Genomic DNA, 25075 nt, shown 5'->3' on the forward strand with positions numbered 1-25075 from the left:
CACGATGCGCGGATAATGCTTTGAATTCCCAGCCCATGATCTTGAGCGGTCGCGGTGTTACCGCGGTCCTCGGCCCGACCAATACCGGCAAGACCCATTACGCCATCGAGCGGATGGTGGCGCATGGTTCCGGTGTGATCGGCCTGCCGCTTCGCCTTCTGGCGCGCGAGGTCTATACGCGCGTGGTGGAAAAGGTCGGTGCAAAACATGTGGCCCTCGTCACCGGCGAGGAAAAGATCTCTCCTCCCAATGCCCGCTTTTCCGTCTGCACCGTGGAAGCCATGCCGCGCGAGACGAAGGCCGCCTTTGTCGCAATCGACGAGGTGCAACTGGCTGGCGATCTGGAACGCGGACATATTTTCACCGACCGCATTCTGCATTTGCGTGGCCGCGAGGAAACGCTGCTTCTTGGCGCCGGCACGATGCGCCCCATCCTCGAAAAGCTGCTGCCCGGCATCACGGTTGTCGAGCGTCCGCGCCTGTCGACATTGTTTTATGCCGGCCAGAAGAAGATCACCCGCCTGCCGCAGCGCACGGCTATCGTCGCCTTTTCGGCAGACGAGGTTTATGCGATCGCGGAACTGATCCGGCGTCAGCGTGGTGGTGCAGCCGTTGTGCTGGGCGCGCTTAGCCCCCGCACCCGCAATGCGCAGGTTGGCCTCTATCAGGCCGGCGATGTGGAATATCTGGTCGCGACCGATGCCATCGGCATGGGCCTCAACCTCGATGTCGATCACGTTGCCTTTGCGCAGGATCGCAAGTTCGACGGTTATCAATTCCGCAATCTGAATGCCGGAGAGATGGGCCAGATCGCCGGCCGCGCCGGCCGTCACCTGAAGGATGGCACGTTTGGCGTGACGGGCCAGGTGCAACCGTTCGACGACGAACTGGTGGAGCGCATCGAGGGCCATCACTTCGACCAGGTAAAGGTGCTGCAGTGGCGCTCCAAGCAGCTGGATTTTTCCTCGCTGCGCGACTTGCGCGCGAGTCTCGATATAGCGCCGGTCATTGCGGGGCTGACCCGCGCACTGCCGGCAACCGATAGTCAGGCGCTGGATTATCTTGCCCGCTACCCGGAAATCCGGGATGCTGCTACAACGCCTGAGCGAGTGGAAAAACTGTGGGAGGCCTGCGCGCTTCCCGATTATCGCCGCATTACACCGGCTCAGCATGCCGATCTGATCTCCACGCTGTTTTCAGATCTGGTGCGCCATGGCACGGTAAACGAAGATTTTATGGCCGAGCAGGTGCAACGCGCCGATCGGACCGATGGGGAAATCGATACGCTTTCTGCGCGTATCGCCCAGATCAGAACTTGGACCTATGTATCCAACCGTCCGGGTTGGCTGGCGCATCCGACACACTGGCAAGAAAAGACGCGAGAAATCGAGGACAGGTTGTCGGACGCGCTACATGAAAGGTTGACGAAACGCTTTGTTGATCGCAGGACATCTGTGCTCATGAAGCGCCTGAGAGAGAATGCGATGCTGGAAGCTGAAATCAGTGTGAATGGGGATGTCTTCGTTGAGGGACACCACGTCGGTCAATTAGCCGGTTTCCGGTTTACGCCCGTCTCCGGGACCGAAGGTCCGGATGCGAAGGCGGTGCAGGGGGCAGCGCAGAAGGCGCTGGCGCTGGAATTCGAGGCGCGCGCTGCGCGTCTTTATGCCTGCGGCAACAGCGACCTCGTCGTCGGGTCCGATGGTACGGTGCGTTGGCTGGGTGACCCCGTCGCTCGTCTCGCCGCGGCCGATCACATCATGCATCCGCGCCTCATTATGCTTGCCGATGAACAGTTGACCGGCAATGCACGTGACCATGTGGCCGCGCGCCTGGAACGCTACGTCAATCATCATATTGCAACGGTGCTGAAGCCGCTCGACGATCTGTCGCGGGCCGAAGACCTGCAGGGGCTTGCCAAGGGCCTTGCTTTCCAGCTGGTCGAAAACCTCGGCGTATTGTTCCGTCGTGATGTGGCAGACGACGTCAAGACGCTCGATCAGGATGCGCGCGCTTCGATGCGCCGTTACGGCATCCGCTTCGGCGCCTATCACATCTTCATGCCGGCACTTCTGAAGCCGGCGCCGGCCGAACTGATCACGCTCCTCTGGGCGTTGAAGAACGATGGCCTCGACAAGCCCGGTTATGGTGACCTCATTCCGGCGCTGGCCGCCGGCCGCACGTCTGTCGTTACCGATCCGACCTTCGAGCGCAATTTCTACAAGCTGGCCGGCTTCCGCTTCCTCGGCAAGCGCGCCGTGCGCGTCGATATTCTCGAGCGCCTCGCCGATCTCATCCGTCCGCTCCTGCAGTGGAAGCCGGGTTCGACCGCGCGTCCCGAAGGCGCTTATGACGGCCGCCGTTTCACCACGACAACCGCCATGCTCTCCATTCTCGGCGCAACGCCTGATGATATGGAAGAAATCCTGAAGGGCCTCGGCTACCGCGCCGATGCCGTGAAGCCGGAAGAGGCGCAGGCCTATCTGGCAAGCCGGCAGCCGGCGACGTCCGCTGCCCCTGAACAGGCTGGCGCCGAACAGACCGGCGCTGACGGAGCCTCCGAAGGCGACGACGCCGATGCCTCAACGGAAGAGGCTGCAGCACCTGCCGAGGCATCCGGGGAGAGCGTCGCTGCCGACCCGGCTGAAACACCCGCTGTTGCCGAAGCTGCTTCCGCAGAAGAGACCGCATCCGCTGACGAAACCGTGACCGCAACCGCCGATGAGGCGCCTGCCGCAGCGGTGGAGACCGCAGCCGAGACTGCCGGTGAACCTGCGGCCGTTGAAGAGGCAAAGCCTGTTCTTCTGTGGCGTCCCGGTGGTGGCCGCAGCGAAAACCAGCGCACCGGCCGTCCGCAGGGTGATCGCCGCCAGGGCAATCGCAACAATGCCAATGCCGGTGAAGCACGCACGGGTGAAGCACGCACCGGCGAAGGTCGTCGCGACAACCGTCGTGGCGGCGGCGAGCGTCCGGAACAGGGCGCACAGCCGAACCGCGACGGTGCGCAGCCGAACCGGGGTGGCGCAAACCGTGGCGACCGCCGTCCGGACGGCAAGGGTGGGGATCGTCCGCCGCGCGGCGACCGTCCCGACCGTCAGGACCGGGGTGATCGCAATGACCGCGGCAAATCGGCGCAGCCCGCCCGGTTTGAGGCGAAGCCACCGCGCAAGGAGAAACCGATCGATCCGGATTCGCCCTTCGCCAAGCTTGCTGCTCTCAAGGAGCAGATGAAGAAGTAGCCATGCCGGAAAAGCCACTTGAAGAGCAGCGTCAGCGCATCGACAAGTGGCTTTTTTTCGCACGACTGACGAAATCCCGCAGCCTTGCGCAGGATCTTGTCGAGGCGGGGCTGGTCGGGGTCAACGGCCATGCCGTTACCCAGCCGGGACGGCCGGTGAAGGCCGGAGACCGCATCGAGATCCGTCTGGAGCGGGGTGACGTGGTGCTGATCGTGCGCGATTTTGCAGAGCGTCGCGGACCTGCCAGTGCCGCCCGTCTGCTTTACGAGGACATCACGCCGCCACAGGCGCCGCTCACCGCATTTGAGCGGGCGCTTCGAAAGCCGCCCGGCGGGAGGTGAGGCAGCAAGCGCCTGGGTCTTGCCCTGCCATTTTCTGCGGCTCTGTCCTATCTGGTCTCGGATGCCTGAGCGATGCTTGCCGAGATTGGATAAACCATCTCTTTTGCCGGCATTTGCGAGATTGTTTATTCTTGCTAAGCCGCATCAAAGCCATTAGTCACAGGAGAAAAGCTGGGGCCGCATGCGAGGGAACGCCACGCGTTTTCGTATGCTTGGCCATGATCCGGCTCCGCCCGGTCGGCAGGCGTCTCCCACCGCTGATGTCGACGAACCGTGATATCACTGGAGTGCCTCATGACGTATGTCGTGACCGACAATTGTATCCGTTGCAAATACACCGACTGCGTCGAAGTGTGCCCGGTCGACTGTTTCTACGAGGGTGAGAACTTCCTGGTCATCCACCCCGACGAATGCATCGACTGCGGCGTCTGTGAGCCGGAATGTCCCGCAGAAGCCATCAAGCCGGATACCGAGCCGGGTCTCGACAAGTGGTTGAAGGTCAATGCCGAATATGCGCAGGTCTGGCCCAACATCACCGTCAAGCGGGACGCGATGGACGAGGCCAAGGAAATGGACGGCGTCGAGAACAAGTTCGAGCAGTATTTCTCGCCGGAACCGGGCAAGGGCGATTGAACTCCGGGCCGCCATTTTTGCGATTGCTTAACGATTAGGCATGGGCGCGACCGTTGCGTCTGTGCATCTGCGAAAGCAAATCATTGATTTCCTCCCATATTTGTGGTAGACATCAAGAACTGTTCCACAAAGTGGCACTCGCGTGCCCAAAAACATCACGAAAGCAACAGAGCACCCGCCGCGGTTCCCGTGACATAACCAGCTTTGGATTTGTCGTCGCCGTCCGCGATCAGGTGTTGTTTTTGTGCGCGTTCGTTGGACCAGTATGGAGTCACCGACGGTTCCCCCGTCTCATCCGGGCCTGACTGACCCGGCCCCGGTCCCGGAAGACCGGGTGCGTAACAGGGAGTTTGTTAAACGAATGACGACCCAGCAGAAAAAATCTTCAGCGCGCCATGGTTTCAAGACCGGTGAAGCGATCGTTTACCCGGCGCATGGAGTGGGCACTATCACGGCCATCGAAGAACAGGAAGTCGCTGGTATGAAGCTCGAACTGTTCGTGATCGATTTCGAGAAGGACAAGATGCGCCTCAAGGTGCCGGTCGCCAAGGCCGTCAGCATCGGCATGCGCAAGCTGTCCGAAACCGACTTCGTCGAGCGTGCCTTGAAGGTTGTCCAGGGCAAGGCCCGCGTCAAGCGTACCATGTGGTCGCGTCGCGCACAGGAATATGATGCCAAGATCAATTCCGGCGACCTGATCTCCATCGCTGAAGTCGTGCGCGATCTTTACCGTGCCGAAAATCAGCCGGAGCAATCCTATTCCGAGCGCCAGCTTTATGAGGCTGCCCTTGATCGCATGGCGCGCGAAATCGCAGCCGTCAACAAGATGTCGGATACGGAATCGGTTCGCCTGATCGAAGCCAACCTCGCCAAGGGGCCGAAGCGCAGCAAGGTTCTCGACGAGGAAGATTCGCACGAAGAAGAAGCCGCCTGAGCGGTTTCATCCTGCACTCACCTGAAAAAGCCCGGCGAAAGCCGGGTTTTTTGTTGGAACTTTTTGACCGTGCACGCGTTCACCCGCCGGTACGGCGAAAAATGCGGCCTCTTGAAGCTGCCTTTGCCGTGTCGAGACAGGGGAAGGGCTGCGCCCTCTCCACCTGAGTTGAACGAGGGGAGCAAAGAGGCATGCCGCTGATGCTGTCCGCCCGACCGGCCTTTTGGCCGCAAGAGGTGGAAGGTTCTGGGGTCCATGCGCCTTTGTCTGGTCAAACAGTTTCATGGAGAGCGCAATGAATGCCATGTCCGCAGACCGCAATATGATCAAGATCGCCATGGCTGCGCCTTATCTGGCGCGCGAGGAAGAGCGCAATCTCGCCGTGCGCTGGAAAGACGGTCAGGACCGGGATGCCCGCAACCAGATCGCGCTTGCCCATATGCGTCTCGTTATCGCCATGGCCTCCAAGTTCCGCGGATTCGGCCTGCCGATGAGTGACCTTGTACAAGAAGGTTATGTAGGGCTGCTGGAAGCGGCGGCAAGGTTTGAACCGTCACGCGATGTGCGATTTTCGACCTATGCCAGCTGGTGGATCCGCGCCTCCATGCAGGACTATATCCTGCGCAACTGGTCGATTGTCCGGGGCGGCACCAGTTCTGCCCAGAAGGCGTTGTTCTTTAACCTGCGCCGGCTGCGCGCCAAGCTTGCGCGCGGCGGCAATACCAAGACTGCCCAGGATATCCATGAGGAGATCGCAACCGCCCTTGGCGTCAGCCTCGCCGACGTGCAGACCATGGATGCCCGCCTGTCCGGCAATGATGCCTCGCTGCAGGCGCCCTCGATTGCCGGCGACAATGACAGTGGCGAAAGGCTCGACATGCTGGAAAGTGCAGAACCGCTGCCGGATGAGCAGGTCTCGTTCATGATTGATGGCGAACGCCGCCTGAAATGGCTGCAGGGGGCCCTCACCAAGCTCAACGACCGCGAAAAGAAGATTATTCGCGCCCGCCGCCTGACCGATGACGGGGCAACGCTGGAAGCGCTCGGTGCCGAACTTGGAATTTCCAAGGAACGCGTGCGCCAGATCGAAAGCCGGGCGATCGAAAAACTGAAATCGGCTTTGGTTACCAACAATCCGCAAATGGCGGAGGCCTGCTGAGGCAGGCCCGTCTCGAACCCTATTCGGAAATGATCTTGACCCGCTGGCCGGGCAGGATCGACGCGCCTGTTGGCAGCGCATTGATCATCTTGAACATATCGAGCTTGCGATCGGTGCCCATCATGCGGGCAGCCATGGTGGTGATATTGTCGCCCGGCTGCACGGTGACGACCCGCACGCGAAGCGGCCGCAATTCGGCAGCCTCCTGCGGCGTCATGCGCCGGAAGGTGCGCCGCATGGTATCGGCGGTTGCCTCAAGCGAGGTGCTGCCCTTCGGCACGGCCGTGAGGAAACGGAACAGCTGCTTGTCGAGCCTGATAACGGTAACGTCGAAATCCCACCGTTCCGCAGAGGCCTTGGCGGTTGCCGCCGGCAGACCGTTGATCGTGGTTTCCCGCACGGTTTCCGGCTGAAGCCCAGCCACCCAGCCACTCGTCAGGTAGTTCGAAAGGCTCTGGTTCGCATCGGTCGCCTGCACGCCATCAAAGCGGATGGCGGTCTCGTCAGGCCCGGTCGCAAGAACCGCTTCCACCTTGTTGTCGATGCGAAAACCTTCCGGCACGTCGAAACGGATGCCAAGGCCCGCATGGAGGAAGGTTTCGTTGCGCACATAGCCCTCTTCCGGGCTGTCACCATAAAGAAGACCGTCTATACCGGTCAGGTAATAGTCGCGGCCCTTGTCGCCCACCGTGCCTTCCTGGCCGAAGGCACGGGCGTGCTGGCGGGCAAGCTCCACGCGCTGCGGAGCGTTTGGATGGCTGGAGAGAAAGTCGAGGCTCTGGTCTGTATCCGGGTCAGCGGATGAATAACGCGCATAGGCAGACATGGAATCGAGAAAACGGGCGGCAGCATAGGGATCATAACCGGCTTCGCCGAGCATGCGCACGCCGATCACGTCTGCCTGTAGTTCCTGCTGGCGGGAGAAGGCGGCAAGCCGCAGTTTGCCGCGTGCCAGCGCCTGTTTGCCGGCCAGATCGCTTGAGAGAACCTCGGCCACCACGCGGCTGGCAATCACTTCGGCTTCCTCGCGCTTCTGGCGCTCGATGCCGTGATTGGCCGTGACATGCGCCATTTCGTGGCTGAGAACGGCGGCCACTTCCGAAGCATCATTGGCAAGCGCCAGCAGGCCGCGCGTCACGTAGAGATAACCGCCGGGCAGCGCAAAGGCGTTGATGGCGGGCGAATTCAGGATGGTGATGCGATAGGACTGGTTGGGATTTTCCGAGACGGCGGTGAGAGCGCCGGCAATACGTGCGACCAGCCGTTCCGTCTTGGCATCGTGATACTGGCCGCCATAACTTGCGACGATGCGCGGATGCTCGCGGGCACCCATCTGGGCGCGCGGATCGTTCTTCTGCACCTCATCGACGATCTGCGGATTGGCCGAGGGTTTGACATTGGCCTGATAGGTCTGGTCGATCACCGACTGGCAGCCCGAGAGAAGCGTTGCTGCGGCAAACAGTGCGGCAAGGGCGCGTATCCCACGCGCCCCCTGGCCTGCACGTTTCCTGCAAGCCGGGTCCAGCGCTGTCATCGTCGTCCGTTCAGTTGGAACCGTCATTCGTCCAAGCCCGCCATCCGGCGCATCGTGCGGCCTTTGCCCCTGCCGCTCTGGTCTGCGTTCGCTGCGGGTGGGGCAATTGCGCGTGATTCTCGTTTTGTCCTCTCTTCAGATAGAACACAAGCGCTCACAGACAATCATTCCAGCCCTCTTTCGCATTGCGGCATCGCACTGCCGCACGTCTAAAATGTGGCGAATTGATTGACGCTTTATGACGGGCTGTCAAATTTGCTGATACGATTGCCGCGTGTATGCCGGACATTCCCGGGGCCGGCCTACGGATGAATAGTGCCGTTTTCCACCGAGAGCACGCAGTCGGCCAACCGCGCCACCTCGTCCCGGTCATGGGTAACGATCAGGATCGTGTTGCGGCTTTCGCGATGCAGGTCCAGCAGCAGGTCTGCCATGGAAAGCCGAAGGGCGGGATCGAGAGCGGCAAACGGCTCATCAAGGAGAAGGAGCGGGCGTTTGCGCACCAGTGCCCGCGCAAAGGCTGCCCTTTGCCGCTCGCCGCCCGAGAGCGTGCCGGGCTTTCGCGTCTCGTATCCGGCAAGGCCTACCCGTTGCAGCGCATCCGACACCGCGCGCCGATCGCCCGGCGAAAGCTTCAGCGCCGGATGAATGCCAAGACCGATATTGGTGAAGAGATCGAGATGGGCAAACAGGTTGTTGTCCTGAAAGACCAGCGATAACGGCCGCTGCCCCGGATGCACCCCAGACATGTCCTTGCCCGACAAAAGCACCCGACCGCTGTCCGGCGTCTCGAAGCCGGCCACGAGATTGAGCAGCGTCGATTTGCCGGATCCAGACGGTCCGGTCACGGCGGTGATGCGTCCCTTTTCGATCCGGCAGTCGAAATGAAAACGGGCCGTTCCGAGCGACAGCCTGACATCGCGAAATTCCACGGCCGCGGAAGATATGTCGCTCGGCGTCATGTCTGCCTCCGGTGGCCGGCGGTGCCAAGGGCAGTGAGGGCCAGGCAGATCACGCCCAGAATCAGCGCCAGACCATCGGCGTCATTCGTCCGGTAGCTGCCAAGCCGGCTATAGACGAGGTAGGGCAGTGTGGTGAGATCCTGCGAGCCGAAGAGGGCGACCGCTCCCAGATCCCCGAGCGACAGCGCCATGGCAAAGGACAACGCCATCATGAGCGGGCGGGCAAGCACCGGCCAGTCGACCAACCGGAAGCGTGAAAAGCCTGAGAGGCCAAGGCTTGCGCCAAGCCGGCCGGTGCTGGCGGCATGGGTCTCAAACGCCGGCGCCAGAACCCGCATGACGAAGGGCAGCGCCATCAGCATGTTGATGGCGGCAATCAGCAGCGGCGCGGCGCGGGTGACATCGGCATGCGGCCGGATCAACAGGAACCAGCCGGTGCCCAGCACCACCGGCGGCACCAGAAGCACCAGCGAAGACATGCCCGAAAGTGCTGCGGAAAAGGCCTTGAGGGGGCGGGGCGGGCGTCTCATATCGGCAATGGCGGCACGCGCGGCGATAATGCCGAGCGATACGAGGATGGAGAGCAGACCGGCCGAGATCGCAATGGCAAGGCTGGTAAATGCCGCCTGCCGGAAGGCCGGCATGGTGACCAGTTTCAACAGGTCGGCCTTCAGCCCCGCAACGACGACGGCACCGAGCGGCAGCACGAGAAACAGCGTCGCCGCGGCAATGATGCCGGCATCGTAAAACCTTGCCAGAAGGCTGCGTCCGTCAAAACGGCGGCTGGCGCGTCCTTCGCCGACGCCTGCGATGTCTGCGGGCGGAAGCCGGCTGATGATGAAGAGCACCACGGCCGTCAGGCCGATCTGCAGGAGCGAAAGGGCAACGGCGCGCGCCGGATTGAAGTCGAAGCGCAGCGACTGATAGATCGCCACTTCCAGCGTGGTCGCCGCCGGCCCGCCGCCCAGCATCAGAACCAGCGTGAAACTGGTGGCGCAGAGCATGAAAACGAGGCCGGCAGCGCCTGGAATGACGCGGGCGAGCGCCGGTCCCTCAATGAAGCGGAAGATGGAGAACGGGCGCATGCCAAGGCTTGCCGAGAGCCGCCAATATTCGCCGGGCAGCCGCTCCAGTCCTGAAAGCATCAGCCGGCAGGCCAGCGGCAGGTTGAAGAATACATGCGCAATCAGGATGCCCGAGAGACCGTAGATGCTGACCGGCTGTTCCACGCCGGCCAATGCCAGCAACCGGTTGAACAGGCCCTGGCGGCCAAAAATGCCGATGAGGCCGAGCGCACCGATCAGAACCGGCAGGCCCATGGGCACGGCCATCAGCCTGACAATCCAGATGCGCAGGAAAAAGGCCGGCCGCCGTGCAAGAGCCAGCGCCACCGGCACGGCGAGAAGAATGGAGAGAAACGTTGACAGACCGGCCTGTAGAAGCGTGAAGCGCAGAAGGCTTGCCGTATAGCCGTCAAAAAACCCGTCTTGCGACGAGGAGGCGGGCGCGGTCGACAGCAAGGCCGTCACCGGCAGCACGACAAAAAGCGCCACGCCGGCAAGGCTTGTCGCGCCTGCCGCCAATGCCTGCCGCCGTTGCGCGTGGCTCAGCATGGATCAGTTCATGCTCATGGCGCCAAGCCATTCGCGGATCCAGGCATCGCGGTTCTTTGCCACGTCCTCAGGGCTCATCAGGAAGGTCTTTGCCGGCTGCACCAGCTTGGAAAACACTGGAGGTGGCGGCTCTGCGGGCTTGGCGGCGGGCATCATCCAGTTGGTGGTTGGAATGATCGCCTGAAAGTCCGGCGACAGGGTGAAAGAGAGGAATTTCTGCGCAAGCTCGGGGTTTTTGGAGGCCTTCAGACGACCGGACACTTCGATCTGGATGTAATGGCCTTCGGAAAACACCGCTGCCTGATAACGCTCCGTCTTTTCCTCCATCATGTGGTAGGCAGGCGAGGTGACATAGGAAAACACCATCGGTGCCTCGCCCTTGGTAAAGAGGCCATAGGCCTCCGACCAGCCCGGTGTGACGGTCAGAATGCGGTTTTTCAGCTTCGCCCAGGCCTCTGGCGCCTGATCGCCATAGACCGACTTGACCCAGAGCAGCAGCCCAAGCCCCGGCGTGGACGTGCGCGGATCCTCGATGGCGATCTTCTGCGACGGATCGCCTTCGACCAGGTCCTTCAGGCTCTTCGGCGGGTTCTTGATCGTGTCAGTGTCATAGACCACGGCGAAATGTCCGTAATCATAGGGCACGAACACATCATCGCAAAAGCCGCCGGGAATGGACGCGGCGCTCGTGTCGATGCCGTGGGCGTCGAACAGGCCGGTGTCCTTGGTTTCCTGGATGAGATTGGTATCGAGACCCAGCGCCACATCCGCCTCGGAAGAGGCGCCCTCAAGCTTGAGGCGCGTCAAAAGCGCCACGCCATCGGCCACGGCGACAAAGTTTACCGTGCAATCGCAGGTCTTTTCGAAGGCGGCCTTGACCTTGGGGCCGGGGCCCCAGTCGGACATGAAGCTTTCATAGGTATAGACGGTCAGCGTCTTTTTCTCCGCAGCCGAAGCGGGCAGCGAAAATCCGAGCGCGGCAATCACCGCAAATGTGGTGGACAGCAATATGCGCATCGGCGCCTCCTTCGTTTGATCAACACAGGGAGAACAGGCGCTGGATGCGAGCCGTCTAATCCCTCCGCCGGTGTTAGCCGGATCAGGTTCCGCGGGTTGACGTTTCCGTCTCTCAGCTATGGCCTTGCAGCCGTTGCACCCCGTTAGAGCAGGCGAAGATTTAGCGGTACGAAAGAGGCTTGGCAAGTCGTGCGCACATCACGACGCATATCGATCAGGCGGCGGCCTGCGGAAACACCTGCAACTCGCGCGGCACCGCTGCAATGCCACCAAGGCGGTTGGCGATGGCATAATCCACCGATTGCTCGACCACATGTGGCATGACGGGTTTGGTCAGCACACCAAGCGCGCGGCCGATGTCGCACCGCAACTGCTCGGGATTGGCCGTCATGAAGATCACGGTCACTCCGTAGCGCTCCGACAGCTCACGGCCGATGGACGGACCGGTCGCGCCATCCGACAAATTGACGTCGACGAGCGCGATATCGATATAGGGTGCATGGGCAAGGGCATGAGCGCGCCCGCTTGCAAATCCGCTGACGGTCAGCCCCATGCCTTCGATTGTATCTGCCATGTCGAGGGCAATCAGAAACTCGTCCTCGACGATCAATACTCTTTGTTTCATGGCTGCATTTGCCAGCCGACGACGCACTACAGATGCCGACATGGGATTTCCCTTTGTTGATCGGTACGCAGGGCTCTCGAACAGTCATGAAAGCCTTGTGATCGATCGAACGTGCCGTTTTGGGAATTGTTCCGGGATCTGACGATATTTCTTGGCGCTAAGACTTTGTTAAACTTAAGAATAGATTAAGCTCAGCCTTCAAGCTCCTCGCGCAGCATTTCAAGTTCCAGCCATTCCTCTTCCATTTTCGCAAGCCTTTCCCGCAGCTTCTCCAATTCCGCGGCGATGCGGTTGAAGGCGGCGGCGTCCTTGGAAAACAGGTTCGGGTCGGCCATGGTCTTTTCGCGGGCGGCAATATCGGTTTCGATCTTCGCCATTTCCTTGGGCAGGTTTTCCAGCGCGAATTTCTGCTTGAAGGACAGTTTTGCCTTGTTCTTCGGCGCATCCGTCGAGGTTTGCGAAGGACCGGCTGCTTCCGTGCGGGCCTTTTCCGCCCGGCGCTTCTCGTCCAGCACGCCCTTGCGCTGCGCCATCATGTCCGTATAGCCGCCGGCATATTCGATCCAGCGTCCATCCGGCGCCTCGGGCGTTGCGGGCGCGATGGTGGAGGTGACCGTGCGGTCGAGGAAGTCACGGTCATGGCTCACAAGAATGACGGTGCCGTTATAGCCGGCAACGATTTCCTGCAGGAGATCCAGCGTCTCGATATCGAGGTCGTTGGTGGGTTCGTCGAGGATCAGAAGGTTCGAGGGCTTTGCCATCATGCGGGCCAGCATCAGGCGCGCGCGCTCGCCGCCGGAGAGGTTCTTGATCGGCGTGCGCATCTGCTCCGGCTGGAACAGGAAATCCTTCATGTAGCCGGCCACGTGGCGCTGTTCGCCGTTCACCAGCAGGCTCTCGCCGCGCCCGTCGGTGAGGTAGTGGCTGAGCGTATCCTCGAGGTTCAGGTCCTCGCGCTTCTGGTCGAGCGTTGCAATCTCCAGATTGGTGCCGAGCTTGATCGTGCCCTCATCCTGCTCCAGTTGGCCGGTCAGCATCTTCAGAAGCGTCGTCTTGCCAGCACCATTGGGGCCGACAAGGCCGATCCGGTCGCCGCGATGGACGCGGATCGAAAACGGCGCCACGATCTGTCGGTCGCCATAACGCTTGGTAATACCTTCGGCCTCGATGACCAGCTTGCCGCTTTCTTTGCCCTCGGTGGCCGATGCCTGAATACTGCCCTGCGGCCCCTTGTGGCCACGGTAATCGGCGCGCAGGCTCTGCAGGTTGCCGAGGCGGCGCATGTTGCGCTTGCGCCTTGCCGTCACGCCATAACGCAGCCAGTGTTCCTCGCGCTCGATCTGCTTGCCGAGCTTGTGCTGCTCAAGCTCTTCCTCTTCCAGCACCTTGTCGCGCCATTCTTCAAAGAAGGCAAAACCGCGCGCAAGGCGCCGCGACAGGCCGCGATCGAGCCAGACGGTGGCGGTGGAGACCTTTTCGAGAAAACGTCGGTCATGCGAGATCACCACAAGCGCGCTTCGCGTTTTCTGCAACTCGCCTTCCAGCCATTCGATGGTGGGAAGATCGAGATGGTTGGTCGGCTCGTCCAGCATCAGGATATCCGGCTCCGGCGCCATCACGCGCGCAAGGGCTGCGCGGCGGGCTTCGCCACCGGAGAGCCGCGCGGGATCCTCCTGGCCGGAAAGGCCAAGATGCTCGAGAAGATAGGTCACCCGGTAGGGATCGTCACCGGGGCCAAGCCCCGCTTCGGCATAGGCTTGAACGGTGGTGTGGCTGCCGAAATCCGGCGCCTGTTCAAGATAGCGGATGGTCGAGGACGGATGGCGAAAAACCTCGCCGGATTGCGCCTCGACAAGGCCTGCGGCAATCTTCATCAGCGTCGACTTGCCCGAGCCGTTGCGCCCGACAAGGCAGATGCGGTCGCCCGGTTCCACCTGAAAATTGGCGCCATTGAGCAGCGGCGCGCCGCCAAAACTCAGATAAATGTCGTCGAGCTTGAGAATCGGGGGTGCCATCTGGTTCCTTAGGCTCCGGTCAGGTCATAGGGGCGGGCCATCAGCAGCGCGCGCCCTTGTCCGAGCGAGATCGAGATCGGGCCCTGCGCAACATTGGATATGGTGCGCGACGAGCCGAATGTCAGGGAAAAATCGGTGAGCGGGTAACGGACGTTGGAAAGGGTCAGTCCCTCGAGGTCGCTGAAGCCGAGCACGGAAAACAGCGAGCCCCTGGGCAGTTCCAGTTCCATCTGGTCACCGCTGATCAGTGGATAGGCTTCTTCCTCGCCGGAGGTCAGCATCACCTCCAGCCCGGCTTCGGCAAGAGACAGACCGTGCAGGGTATGTTGCAACGCATGGTCGGAGCGTTCGCCGCCAAGGGCGCCGACGAGAATTAGTCGCTCAGCACCGCGCGCCAAAGCTTCGGCAACGGCAATTTCGCCATCGGTTGCAGCCTTGGTCGCGGGATAGGAATGGCGCTCCACCTGGCGATAGCTTTCCCGCAGCGCGGCATCGGCGGAATCAAAATCGCCCACCCAAAGCTCCGGCGTGAGGTTCAGCGATTTTGCATGGCGCATGCCGCTATCGGCGGCAATCACGCGGCTGCCGGCGATCAGCGCGCTTAAACGCTCCGTCGCGGTCAGGCTGCCGCCAAGCAGAAGGGTAAAGGTGGATGGGCTCATGGGTCATGCCCTTAGCGCATCTTCCGCCAAAAGCAAAAGCCCTATGATGCACGGACCGCCGCCACGTCATCTGCGCGCGCGTCCTTTAAGGGCTGAAGGCGGGAGGCAAGGCGATGGGGTTTTGCGGTCTTGGGGCCAAGAGGGCGGGGGCAGGCGTGCGTCCACCAAGGCTTGGCGTGCGGGGCGGGCACGCTCGATGCGCTGGCCCGCCGCCGCCCAGTGTCAACGCTTCTTCGGGCTTGCGGCAGCCGCACCCTTCAACTGTGTGGTGAAGGTGGATGTCGGCGCTGCCGAAGGCTTTTCCTTGTCCTTCTTCGGCTTTCTGACTTCGCGGTTCGAACGGACCTGACCTTTGGCCATGGGATGCTTCCTTGTTGCGCAGGCTCATGCGCTGCGGCGGTGGTGATGCGGATGAAAACAGATCATGCAAGAACGCTCGTCCCGGGGTGGGAGGCCTTTTGAAACGGGCCACGGCATCGGGGCGGTCGGGTGACCAGGCAAGCCCGGTCGGGAAGCAGAAGATATAAAATGCTGTCTTTGCCGGTCGCCTCTCCTGTCTCGGTCGGAAAGGCGAAGCATCAAAACTTTGCGCCTGTTAGCGTGTCAGAACTGTGGCTGAACACAAGCACATTTTTTAAACGGCGATCGCGATCTTTGGCCTTTCTTTCTTGCGAAGGCGGCGCCCGCTCTTTACCTCTTGGCGCCAAAGCCGACCTTGGCCGCTAAAGGCTGGCCGAACCGGGAATGAGGTCCATGCAGTTTACCGGAACCGACGACTATATCGCCGACAAGGACCTGATGGTCGCCGTCAATGCTGCCATCCGGCTGGAGCGCCCGCTTCTGGTGAAGGGCGAACCCGGCACCGGCAAGACGGAACTTGCCCGCCAGATCGCGCTTTCGCTTGGCCTGCCGATCATCGAATGGAACGTAAAATCCACCACACGCGCCCAGCAGGGGCTTTACGAATATGACGCCGTCTCGCGCCTGCGCGACAGCCAGCTTGGCGATCCCCGCGTCAACGACATCGCCCATTATATCCGGCGCGGAAAACTGTGGCAGGCTTTTGCCGCCGGCGAAAAGCAGGTGCTGCTGATCGACGAGATCGACAAGGCCGATATCGAGTTTCCAAACGATCTTCTGCAGGAACTCGACCGCATGGAGTTTCATGTCTACGAGACCGGCGAGACGGTGAAAGCAGAGGTTCGCCCCATCGTCATCATCACCTCCAACAACGAGAAGGAACTGCCGGATGCGTTTTTGCGCCGCTGTTTCTTCCACTATATCCGCTTTCCCGATGCCGATACGCTCGCTCGCATCGTTGAGGTGCATTATCCCGGTATCAAACCGTCGCTGCTGCGCGCAGCGCTCACCCGTTTCTATGAAATCCGCGAAATGCCGGGCCTGAAGAAAAAGCCGTCGACATCGGAGGCACTCGACTGGATACGGCTTCTCGTCTCCGACGATATCGATGCCGAGGATCTCGGTGCCGATGTGAAGACGGCATTGCCCAGACTGCATGGTGCGCTGTTGAAGAACGAGCAGGACGTCCATCTTTTCGAGCGCATGGCCTTCATGGCGCGGCGGGAGCGGTAGGACGTTAGAAAGCATGAAATTCCCCGCTGATTGACGGGCAGAGAAGAAACGCCTATTTAAAGTGCCTCTCGTGGTGATTTGGCCGGCCGGCTTGCAGCCACGTTAAATAAGTCGCTAAAGGGCCGTGAGAAGCGTTCAAAGACTTCCCCCGGACCGGTTGCGATTTTCGCCGCCGGTTTTTTTGTTTTGGACGAGTGAAGACCATGCCGATCAAGATCCCCGATACGCTGCCCGCTTTCGAAGCACTGACGCACGAAGGTGTGCGGGTGATGACCGAGACGGCCGCGGTGCGTCAGGATATCCGCCCGCTGCAGATCGGTCTGTTGAACCTCATGCCGAACAAGATCCGCACCGAAGTGCAGATGGCCCGCCTTGTCGGCGCCTCGCCGCTGCAGGTGGAGTTTTCACTGGTGCGTGTGGGTGGCCATAAGGCGAAAAACACCTCGGAAGAACACCTCCTTTCCTTCTACCAGACCTGGGACGAGGTGAAGGACCGCAAGTTTGACGGGTTCATCATCACCGGCGCGCCGGTGGAAATGCTGCCGTATGAGCAGGTGACCTATTGGGACGAGATGCGCCAGATCTTCGACTGGACGGAAACGAATGTTCATTCGACGCTGAATGTCTGCTGGGGTGCGATGGCCGCGATCTATCATTTCCATGGCGTGCCCAAACACGAGCTGAAGGAAAAGGCGTTTGGCGTGTACCGCCACCGCAATCTTTCGCCGTCTTCCGTTTATTTGAGCGGCTTTTCCGATGATTTCCAGGTGCCGGTGTCGCGCTGGACGGAAGTGCGCCGCGCCGACATCCAGACCGTGCCGGGGCTGGAACTGCTGATGGAATCCGACGAGATGGGCGTCTGCCTGGTGCATGAGAAAAAGGGCAACCGGCTCTACATGTTCAACCATGTCGAATATGATTCCACCTCGCTGGCAGAAGAGTATTTTCGCGATGTGAATGCCGGCGTTCCGATCAAAATGCCCTATAACTATTTTCCGCATAACGATGTGGCGCTGACGCCGCTCAACCGCTGGCGCAGCCATGCCCACCTGTTGTTCGGCAACTGGATCAACGAGATGTACCAGACCACGCCTTATGATCTGGAGAATATCGGCAAGCGATAGGGCGGAGACCCGCGGTGTTCATTCCCTTCTTTCTGGCGCTGAAGCAGGCAAGGATTCCCGTGACGCTTCGGGAGTTCCTGGCGCTTCTGGAAGGAATGCAGGCGGGGCTTGCCGAGTTCGATGTCGAGGCCTTCTATTATCTCGCCCGCGCCACGCTGGTGAAAGATGAGCGTTATATCGATCGCTTTGATCAGGTGTTTTCAACCCATTTCAAGGGTGTCGAGGCTGTGTCCGGCCCGGATGCGGTGAAGGCTGAACACCTGCCGGAAGACTGGCTGCGCAAGCTTGCTGAGAAACACCTGACGGCGGAGGAAAAGGCGCTGGTCGAGGCGCTCGGCGGCTTTGATGCTCTGATGAACACGCTAAAAAAGCGTCTGGAAGAACAGGAGGGCCGCCATCAGGGCGGCTCCAAATGGATCGGCACGGCCGGCACCTCACCCTTCGGCGCCTATGGCTATAACCCGGAAGGCGTGCGGATCGGGCAGGAAACCTCGCGCCACCGTAAGGCGGTGAAGGTCTGGGACGCCAGAGAATTTCGCGATTTCGACGATGCCCGCGAGATCGGCACGCGCAACATCAAGGTGGCGTTGAAACGCCTGCGTCGCTGGGTGCGCGAAGGCGCCGACGAGGAGCTGGATCTGGCGAGCACCATCCGCTCCACCGCCGAACACGGCTATCTCGACGTCAAGACCCGGCCGGAGCGGCGCAATGCCGTCAAGCTCCTGATGTTCTTCGATGTCGGCGGGTCGATGGACGATCATGTGCGGGTGGTCGAGGAGCTGTTTTCTGCCGCCCGTGCCGAGTTTCGCCATCTCGAGCATTTCTATTTCCACAATTGCCTTTACGAAAGCGTGTGGCGCGACAACCGCCGTCGCGCAGAGCGCCTGCCCGTCGAGGATGTCCTGCGCAGCTATGGCCCTGACTACAAGGTGATCTTCGTCGGCGATGCCACCATGAGCCCCTATGAGATCAGCCATACGGGCGGCTCTGTCGAGCACTGGAACAAGGAGCCGGGTTCCGTCTGGATGCGCCGGCTGACCGACCATTTTGCCCATGTCGCCTGGATCAATCCGGTGCCGGAGGCCCATTGGGAGCATGTCCAGTCGCTTGTGATGATGCGCTCCATTCTGGAAAACCGCATGTTTCCGCTCACCCTGCAAGGGCTGGAGCAGGCAACGCGCCTGCTGTCGCGCTAAGGTATTTCGAGCATTGCGAAGCTGCCGGAAATGGCGCAGTTTGCGCCCGCACGAGAATGAGGAGCAGGACGGATACCATGACGACACAGGGCGAAATCTTCGGCACCACCCCCAAGGGCGAAACCGTCTACCGGGTCAAGATTTCCGGCGGCGGGCTGACGGCCCATGTGATGACCTGGGGCGCCGTCATCCAGGATCTGCGCCTTGATGGCCATGCAGAACCGCTGGTGCTGGGCTTTGACAATTTTGCCGATTATCCGCTGCATTCCTCCTATTTTGGCGCAACGCCCGGGCGTGTGGCAAACCGCATCGGCCATGGCCACTTCACGCTGGATGGCAAGGAGTACCAGCTGGACCTGAACCAGCAGGGCACCACCCATCTGCATGGCGGCAGCGATGGCCTTGGCAAGACCAACTGGACGATTGTGGCGCACGCAGAAAACAAGGTTATCCTGCAGGTCACCGATCCCGATGGTCGCGGCGGTTATCCCGGCAACTGCACCGTGACCGCCACCTATGAGCTGAAGGACGAGGGTGTTCTGAGCGTTATCTACGAGACGGCGACGGACGCCCCGACGCTTGCCAATCTCTGCCAGCACACCTATTTCAACCTCGATGGCCGCGAAGATATTCTCGGCCATGACATCATGATTGCCGCCGACCATTATCTGGAGCTTGACGAGCAGCAGGTGCCGACCGGCGTTCTGGTGCCGGTCGAGGAAACTGCGATGGACCTGCGCCAGCTCGGGCCGCTTGCCCGCACCGGTGCCGATGGCGCACAGGTGGATTTCGACCACAATTATTGCCTGTCCAGCGAGCGGGTGGAAAAGCGCTCCGTGGCGCTGGTGCGCAGCGTCAATTCCGGTGTGTCGCTCGAAGTGCGCACCACCGAACCCGGCGTGCAGCTTTATTGCGCCTTCAAGCTGGTGCCCTCGGTGCCGGGCCTCTCCGGCAAGCCTTACCAGCCCTATGGGGGCCTCTGCCTGGAAACGCAGATCTGGCCGGATGCCATCAACCACCAGGGTTTCCCGAACGCCGTGCTGCGTCCGGGCGAACTGCTTCGCCAGGAAACCGACTACGTGTTTTCCAAGAGCTGATGGTGTCACCACCGCCCTTTCAAAAAAGGGCGGTGGTGGAATACCGCGGCTCAGGCCTTTGACAGCGCCGGGCTGAACACCATCAGGCTCAAAAGCTCAAACAGAACCTGCGCACCGGCATGAGCCGTATTGGCAGTCGCATCATATTGCGGCGCCACTTCCACCACGTCGGCACCGACGAGATTGATGCCTTTGAGGCCGCGGATCAGTTCCAGCACCTCGCGGGTCGTCAGGCCGCCCACTTCCGGTGTGCCGGTTCCCGGCGCAAACGACGGGTCGAGGCTGTCGATGTCGAAGGACAGATAGGTCGGGCCATCGCCGACGATCGCCTTTGCCTTCTCGATGATGGCGGGCATGCCGAGACCGGTCACCTCCTCGGCGTGGATCACCGTCATGCCGCTCTCATAGGAAAACTCCCAGAGATATTCGGCAGAGCCGCGAATGCCGATCTGGATCGTGCGCGTCGGGTCGAGAACGCCATCCAGAACCGCGTTGCGGAACGGGCCGCCATGGTGGAATTTCGTCTGGTCGAAGGCGCCGCTGGTGTCGCAATGGGCGTCGATATGGATCAGGCCGACCGGCCGGCTCTTGCCCACCGCCTTCAAGATCGGATGGGTGATCGAATGATCGCCGCCGACGGCCAGCGGAAGGACACCCGCCTCAACGATCTGGCCAAAGCGCTTTTCGATGTCGTCATGGCTCATTTCCAGCCGGTAGCGGCTGCGAAACGGCACATCGCCGATATCGGCAACCTTGAGGTCAAACACCGGTGCGCAGCCGAGCACGTGGTTGTAAGGACCGATGCGGTCGATGGTGCGCAGCGCGCGCGGTCCGAAACGGGAGCCCGGCCGGTTGGTCACGCCAAGATCCATCGGCACGCCGGTGATTGCCACCTGCAGATCGCCAAAATCCGGATTGTCTGCCTCGACCGGCTGGTAGGGGGCCGACAGGAACGTCGGCACGCCCGCATAAGGGGCGGCACGCGTGCCATTGCGAAAGATCTTCTCGCCCACCTTGGCAAAGGCCGAATCAAAGATCTCGCCGCTTTCGCTTTCTGCGTATTTGGCGCGCAGGGCGTCCAGTTTGTCCGGGGTCCAAGTCATGGTCTGTCTCTTTCATCAATTGCCGGCATCCACTGCCGGCATCCATTGCCGGAAAGCCTGCGCAAGAATTAAGCGCCGCTTCTGTCTGCCTTCGATTTTGGCATTATCTTCGAAATTGAGCCGCAAAATCAATTGACATTCGTTCCTCGACCACCGTTATTCCGGCAAGTTCACGATAAGGCTACCGCTCCATGTCCCTGCCCGCATTCAATCCGCTTGTGAAATCCATCCAGCCGCCGCCGGTGCCCTCCGTGCAGGCGTGGGCCCGTGCCTATGACGGTTCGCGGGGACCGCTGATCGACCTGTCGCAGGCAGTGCCCGGTTATCCGGCGCATCCCAAAATGCTGGAGCTTCTCGGGCAGACCGCCTCCTCGCTTGCCTATACGGGCTATGGCCCGATCGAGGGGGATGCCGGGCTGCGCGACGCTTATGCCGTCCATTCGGCAGAGGTTTATGGAGCCGGCATTGCGGCCAGCAATGTTCATGTCACATCCGGCTGCAATCAGGCCTTTCTCTGCGCGGTCATGGCGATTGCGGGCGCCGGCGACACGGTGCTGATGACCGAGCCCTATTACTTCAACCACGAGACGACGCTTGCTATGCTCGGCATTCGCAGCCGTTTCGTGGCCTGCCGGGCTGAAGACGGGTTCCTGCCGCAGATTGCTGCGATCGAGGCTGAGCTTCAGCCGGGCGTCAAGGCGCTGGCGCTGGTCTCGCCCAACAACCCCACAGGCGCCGTCTATCCGCCGGCCCTCCTCAAGGCGATATTTGCGCTTTGCCGCAGCCGTGGTGTCTGGCTGATCCTCGATGAAACCTACCGCGATTTCCTGCCGGTCGCCGGTCTTGCGCCGCACGGGCTTTTTGCCGAAGAGGGCTGGCAGGACGGGTTCGTCTCGCTCTACAGTTTTTCAAAGAGCTTTTGCATTCCCGGCCACCGTCTTGGCGCCATCACGGCCAGTCCCGTCTTTATTGCTCAGGTGGCCAAGATCATGGACAACCTGCAGATCTGTGCGCCGCGCGCGGCCCAGGCCGCGGTCGCCGATGCCCTGCCGCTGCTTGCCGACTGGCGCGAGGAAAACCGGCTGGAGATCTTGCGCCGTGCCGATGCCCTGAGGGCGGTGATGGCAAAGCTTCCAGCCTGGCGGCTTGCCGCCGTCGGTGCCTATTTCGCTTTCGTGAAACATCCGTTTTCCGGTGTGCCGTCGGCGCAGGTTGCCGAGGCCCTGGCGCGGCAGGTTGGCGTCTCCTGCATTCCCGGCGGATATTTTGGCGCCGCCCAGGAAAATTACCTGCGCTTTGCCTTTGCCAATGCAGATGCCGCCACCATCGGCCGGCTGGAAGAGCGGCTCGTGGGCTTTAGCCTCTAAGGTCAGGCAAAGACGGCTGCAATCAGGAAGAAGGCACTCTTGATGATGGCGTAGATGACGCCGGCCACCAGGAACAGCGAGACGACGCCAAGGATGGCGCCGCTCGCAATCCACACGCCGTCCTTTTCGAGAATCCCGAAGGCCATCATGCAGAGCGCCACGGCCGGCAGCATGTTGCCAAGCGGAATGGGAAGCGCCAGCACCACGGCAAGGATGAGGCCGAAGCAGCCGATGACCCGTTCGGCACCCGGCGAGGAAAGGCTTCGCCAGCGCGGCTTCAGCATACGCTCGGCCTTGGCGATCCACGGGCTTGCCTTGTCGACCATGCCGGCAAAGTCGGTGCGCAGCATCGAGCGGCTGGCGATGAATTTCGGCAGCCATGGCGCTTTTCCAAGTGCCATCTGGGCGGCAAGGAAAACCAGGGGAATGCCGAGGATGGCGGACGTGCCGGGTGGCGTTGGAATGGTGTTCGGCATGGCAAAGATGAAGATCAGTGCTCCGAAGGCACGGTCCTGCATCAGTGACAGAAGGTCGGCGACGGACACACGCTCGCGTCTCTCGTCATCGGCCATGGTTTTCAAAATGGTGGAAAAGCTTGGCGGTTCTGCGCCATGTCCATGATCAGCGCCTGGGTTATCCTGCGCGTCATGTGGTGGGTCTTGGGGAAGGGCCATCACACGCTCGACAGGCACTGGAGGACGGGAAGTTTCGGAAGCGAGATTGTCATGGAAATGGCCATGCCACAAGAACATGGCCATTTCGTTACGCAAGCAGCTTAAAGCCACGTGAAACCGGGCGGAAAGCCCGAAAGGCTTATTCTTCGCGCTGGCCGGTGAGGCTCAGCAGCAGCTGGAAGATGTTGACGAAGTTGAGATAAAGCGACAGCGCGCCAAACACGGCAAGTTTCTGCTGGCTCTCCTGGTCAAAGTTCTCCGCATACTGCTCCTTGATGTTCTGCGTGTCCCAGGCGGTGAGGCCGATGAACACGACGATGCCGATGAGCGAGATGGCAAACTGCAGCGCGCTGGAGCCGAGGAAGATGTTGACCACAGACGCGATCACCACGCCGATCAGGCCCATCATCAGGAACGAGCCGAACTTCGACAGGTCACGCTTCGTCACGTAGCCATAAAGGCTGGTGGCGCCGAACATGGTGGCCGTGATGAAGAAGGTGCGGGCGATGCTGGCGCCGGTGAAGACGAGGAATACCGAGGCAAGCGACAGGCCCATGACGGCGCAGAAGGCCCAGAAGGTCATCTGTGCCGTGGAGGCCGACATGGTCTGGATCTTGAACGAGAAGAAGAACACGAAGGCGAGCGGGGCAAGCATCACCACCCATTTGAGCGGGCTCGAGAAGATCGGCACATAAAGCGCCGGCGTCGAAGACACGACGAAAGCGACAATGCCGGTGATGACGAGGCCAAGGCCCATGTAATTGTAGACGCGCAGCATGTGCTTGCGCAGCGCCTCATCGAAGACGGCCTGGGATTGGACGGCCGGATTATATCCGAAACGGGGGTTCATCGGGGTCTCCTTTGGGTTGATCAATAAAGGGATTTCGCAAGGCTTTCCGCCTCGCGGCGAAGGTTGGCGGCATTTTCGCCATGCGCCACCAGGGCATAGGCGACATCGCCGATCTGCCAGTAGGAGGCCTTGACGGCATCCTGCGTCAGTTCGGAAACCTGCTGCACGGCAAAACTGCCGGGCCGGACGGCAAACAGCGACAGACGCGTTTTATCGGTGTCGGTCAGTGCCATTTCCACGCTCGGTCCGAAGGCGGAAGGAAAGATCTGCACGTCTTCCACCTGCCAGCCCTTGGGTATCTCGGGCATGACGATGGCGGTTGCCGAGCGGATTTCTGTCGGGTCGTAACGCGGGGCTTCCGGCTGCGAGCGCATGGTGTGGCGCAGCGCAGACGTGCCATGCGCCCGGATGGCTTCCTCCACGAAGGCCGGCGGCGGTACCGAGGCCACCACTTCCGACACGGTGAAGGGGCCGAAATGGCTGCTGAGGCCCCAGCCGGCAGCAACCAGTGTCACAGTGGCAGCAAGCCGCTGGAGGGAATGAAAAATGCGACCGCGCGACAGGGCACCCTGCAGACGGCGCGCCGCCTCGCGGGTTTCCGGCCGGCTGTGGCGATGGCCTTCGGCAAGTGCCAGACGCAACTCGCCCTTGATGGCGAGATCGGCCATCACACGCGCGGCGATGTCAGGGTTTTCGGACAGATAGGCTTCCACCTCGATGCGACGGCCGGCATCCAGCTGGTCGTCCACATAGGCTTCCACATCGGCGGACTGGACCGGGTCAACGGGTTTCATCGCGTCCCCCTTCAATGAGTTTGAGATGGTTGGTGCCGTCTGCCGGACGGCGGCCGTTTTCCTCGAAGGCGCGAAGAGCTGCGCGCGCACGGGAGACGCGTGACATCAGCGTTCCCACGGGAATGCCAAGGGCGTCTGCGGCGTCCTGATAGGAAAGCCCTTCGATCGCCACCAGATGCAGCGCATCGCGCTGTTCCGGCGAGAGCGCAAAGAACGCCTCACGCAACTGCTTCAGCCGGATCGACTGGTCCGGATCGGCGTGATGCACGGTCTCCGACACATCGGCGGCTGCCTTGTGGCGGGTGTCGCTGGAGCGGCGGGCGCGGATGCGGTCGATATGGGTGTTGTGGACGATCGACAGCAGCCAGTTGCGCAGGTTTCCACTCTCGCGGAACGTTGCCTTGCGCTCATAGGCCTTGACCAGCGCATCATGCACCAGATCCTCGGCATCGTCGGGATTGCGCACGAGCGAGCGCGCATAGCGGCGAAGCGTTGCCAGCTGGTTCAGGACATCGAATGGGTGTCTCTTGTCGCTCATGCCCC

General features: G+C 61.2%; 23 protein-coding genes and 2 riboswitches. Of the genes, 10 read left to right on the forward strand and 13 right to left on the reverse strand.

What is annotated here, in order from left to right:
* Positions 1-35 precede the first annotated feature (35 nt).
* From AC4CWH_RS17330 to AC4CWH_RS17350, 5 genes are all read left to right on the forward strand, one after another.
* Positions 36-3239, forward strand: a complete 3204-nt coding sequence (locus tag AC4CWH_RS17330) for a helicase-related protein (RefSeq protein WP_491321460.1) — start codon at positions 36-38, stop codon at positions 3237-3239.
* 2 nt (positions 3240-3241) lie between these two features.
* On the forward strand, positions 3242-3580 hold the full coding sequence (locus AC4CWH_RS17335; RefSeq protein ID WP_491319687.1) for an RNA-binding S4 domain-containing protein: 339 nt from the start codon (positions 3242-3244) through the stop codon (positions 3578-3580).
* Between the two features lie 294 nt (positions 3581-3874).
* Complete coding sequence (gene fdxA / locus AC4CWH_RS17340; protein ID WP_491283302.1) at positions 3875-4213, forward strand: ferredoxin FdxA; 339 nt, start codon at positions 3875-3877, stop codon at positions 4211-4213.
* A 361-nt stretch (positions 4214-4574) separates the two neighbouring features.
* A complete protein-coding gene (locus AC4CWH_RS17345) occupies positions 4575-5147 on the forward strand; it encodes a CarD family transcriptional regulator (RefSeq protein ID WP_491283303.1) in 573 nt (190 codons plus the stop codon).
* Between the two features lie 295 nt (positions 5148-5442).
* The gene (locus AC4CWH_RS17350; RefSeq protein ID WP_491319688.1) at positions 5443-6306 is read left to right on the forward strand and encodes an RNA polymerase factor sigma-32; all 864 of its coding nucleotides are present in this window, start codon (positions 5443-5445) and stop codon (positions 6304-6306) included.
* Positions 6307-6325: 19 nt separating this feature from the next.
* Here AC4CWH_RS17350 and AC4CWH_RS17355 read toward each other — a convergent pair whose 3' ends face one another.
* The 8 genes from AC4CWH_RS17355 to AC4CWH_RS17390 all read right to left on the reverse strand — a co-directional run bounded on the left by AC4CWH_RS17355 (position 6326) and on the right by AC4CWH_RS17390 (position 15094).
* Positions 6326-7867: a M48 family metalloprotease gene (locus AC4CWH_RS17355; RefSeq protein WP_491319689.1), complete on the reverse strand. Its 1542-nt coding sequence runs from the start codon at positions 7865-7867 to the stop codon at positions 6326-6328.
* A gap of 275 nt (positions 7868-8142) precedes the next feature.
* A complete protein-coding gene (locus tag AC4CWH_RS17360; protein ID WP_491319690.1) occupies positions 8143-8802 on the reverse strand; it encodes a thiamine ABC transporter ATP-binding protein in 660 nt (219 codons plus the stop codon).
* Positions 8799-10415, reverse strand: a complete 1617-nt coding sequence (locus tag AC4CWH_RS17365; protein ID WP_491319691.1) for a thiamine/thiamine pyrophosphate ABC transporter permease ThiP — start codon at positions 10413-10415, stop codon at positions 8799-8801. The genes AC4CWH_RS17360 and AC4CWH_RS17365 overlap by 4 nt, the downstream gene beginning before the upstream one ends.
* A gap of 3 nt (positions 10416-10418) precedes the next feature.
* Entirely contained in the window at positions 10419-11432 is a 1014-nt protein-coding gene (thiB, locus tag AC4CWH_RS17370; RefSeq protein WP_491319692.1) for a thiamine ABC transporter substrate binding subunit, read from the reverse strand.
* 42 nt (positions 11433-11474) lie between these two features.
* A riboswitch (TPP riboswitch) is annotated at positions 11475-11585 on the reverse strand.
* A gap of 61 nt (positions 11586-11646) precedes the next feature.
* Positions 11647-12099, reverse strand: a complete 453-nt coding sequence (locus AC4CWH_RS17375; protein ID WP_491283309.1) for a response regulator — start codon at positions 12097-12099, stop codon at positions 11647-11649.
* A 149-nt stretch (positions 12100-12248) separates the two neighbouring features.
* Positions 12249-14072 (reverse strand): ABC-F family ATP-binding cassette domain-containing protein, encoded by a 1824-nt coding sequence (locus AC4CWH_RS17380; RefSeq protein WP_491319693.1) that lies wholly within the window; start codon positions 14070-14072, stop codon positions 12249-12251.
* Between the two features lie 8 nt (positions 14073-14080).
* Positions 14081-14734 carry a thiamine diphosphokinase gene (locus AC4CWH_RS17385; RefSeq protein WP_491319694.1) on the reverse strand — a complete coding sequence of 218 codons (654 nt, stop codon included), beginning with the start codon at positions 14732-14734 and terminating at the stop codon, positions 14081-14083.
* Positions 14735-14956: 222 nt separating this feature from the next.
* Positions 14957-15094, reverse strand: a complete 138-nt coding sequence (locus AC4CWH_RS17390) for a hypothetical protein (protein ID WP_491283312.1) — start codon at positions 15092-15094, stop codon at positions 14957-14959.
* Positions 15095-15487: 393 nt separating this feature from the next.
* Between AC4CWH_RS17390 and AC4CWH_RS17395 the strand changes: the two genes are divergently transcribed.
* The 4 genes from AC4CWH_RS17395 to AC4CWH_RS17410 all read left to right on the forward strand — a co-directional run bounded on the left by AC4CWH_RS17395 (position 15488) and on the right by AC4CWH_RS17410 (position 19744).
* Positions 15488-16327, forward strand: a complete 840-nt coding sequence (locus tag AC4CWH_RS17395; RefSeq protein WP_491319695.1) for an AAA family ATPase — start codon at positions 15488-15490, stop codon at positions 16325-16327.
* 60 nt (positions 16328-16387) lie between these two features.
* A riboswitch (SAM riboswitch) is annotated at positions 16388-16465 on the forward strand.
* A 65-nt stretch (positions 16466-16530) separates the two neighbouring features.
* Positions 16531-17451 carry a homoserine O-acetyltransferase MetA gene (gene metA, locus AC4CWH_RS17400; RefSeq protein ID WP_491283314.1) on the forward strand — a complete coding sequence of 307 codons (921 nt, stop codon included), beginning with the start codon at positions 16531-16533 and terminating at the stop codon, positions 17449-17451.
* Positions 17452-17465: 14 nt separating this feature from the next.
* A complete protein-coding gene (locus AC4CWH_RS17405; RefSeq protein ID WP_491319696.1) occupies positions 17466-18647 on the forward strand; it encodes a vWA domain-containing protein in 1182 nt (393 codons plus the stop codon).
* A gap of 77 nt (positions 18648-18724) precedes the next feature.
* On the forward strand, positions 18725-19744 hold the full coding sequence (locus AC4CWH_RS17410; RefSeq protein ID WP_491319697.1) for an aldose epimerase family protein: 1020 nt from the start codon (positions 18725-18727) through the stop codon (positions 19742-19744).
* A 50-nt stretch (positions 19745-19794) separates the two neighbouring features.
* Here the strand turns inward: AC4CWH_RS17410 and speB are convergent, their stop codons facing one another.
* Complete coding sequence (gene speB / locus AC4CWH_RS17415; RefSeq protein ID WP_491319698.1) at positions 19795-20847, reverse strand: agmatinase; 1053 nt, start codon at positions 20845-20847, stop codon at positions 19795-19797.
* 197 nt (positions 20848-21044) lie between these two features.
* Here speB and AC4CWH_RS17420 point away from each other — a divergent pair, with 197 nt between their 5' ends.
* Positions 21045-22214: an aminotransferase gene (locus tag AC4CWH_RS17420; RefSeq protein ID WP_491321461.1), complete on the forward strand. Its 1170-nt coding sequence runs from the start codon at positions 21045-21047 to the stop codon at positions 22212-22214.
* A gap of 2 nt (positions 22215-22216) precedes the next feature.
* Here the strand turns inward: AC4CWH_RS17420 and AC4CWH_RS17425 are convergent, their stop codons facing one another.
* The 4 genes from AC4CWH_RS17425 to AC4CWH_RS17440 all read right to left on the reverse strand — a co-directional run bounded on the left by AC4CWH_RS17425 (position 22217) and on the right by AC4CWH_RS17440 (position 25070).
* On the reverse strand, positions 22217-22888 hold the full coding sequence (locus AC4CWH_RS17425) for an exopolysaccharide biosynthesis protein (protein WP_491319699.1): 672 nt from the start codon (positions 22886-22888) through the stop codon (positions 22217-22219).
* 139 nt (positions 22889-23027) lie between these two features.
* The gene (locus tag AC4CWH_RS17430) at positions 23028-23738 is read right to left on the reverse strand and encodes a Bax inhibitor-1/YccA family protein (RefSeq protein WP_491283319.1); all 711 of its coding nucleotides are present in this window, start codon (positions 23736-23738) and stop codon (positions 23028-23030) included.
* A gap of 20 nt (positions 23739-23758) precedes the next feature.
* Positions 23759-24532 carry an anti-sigma factor family protein gene (locus tag AC4CWH_RS17435; RefSeq protein WP_491319700.1) on the reverse strand — a complete coding sequence of 258 codons (774 nt, stop codon included), beginning with the start codon at positions 24530-24532 and terminating at the stop codon, positions 23759-23761.
* The gene (locus AC4CWH_RS17440) at positions 24519-25070 is read right to left on the reverse strand and encodes a sigma-70 family RNA polymerase sigma factor (protein WP_491319701.1); all 552 of its coding nucleotides are present in this window, start codon (positions 25068-25070) and stop codon (positions 24519-24521) included. Before AC4CWH_RS17440 ends, AC4CWH_RS17435 begins: the two co-directional genes overlap by 14 nt.
* Positions 25071-25075: the final 5 nt, after the last annotated feature.

The organism is Neorhizobium sp. PAMB6716, from assembly GCF_058242805.1.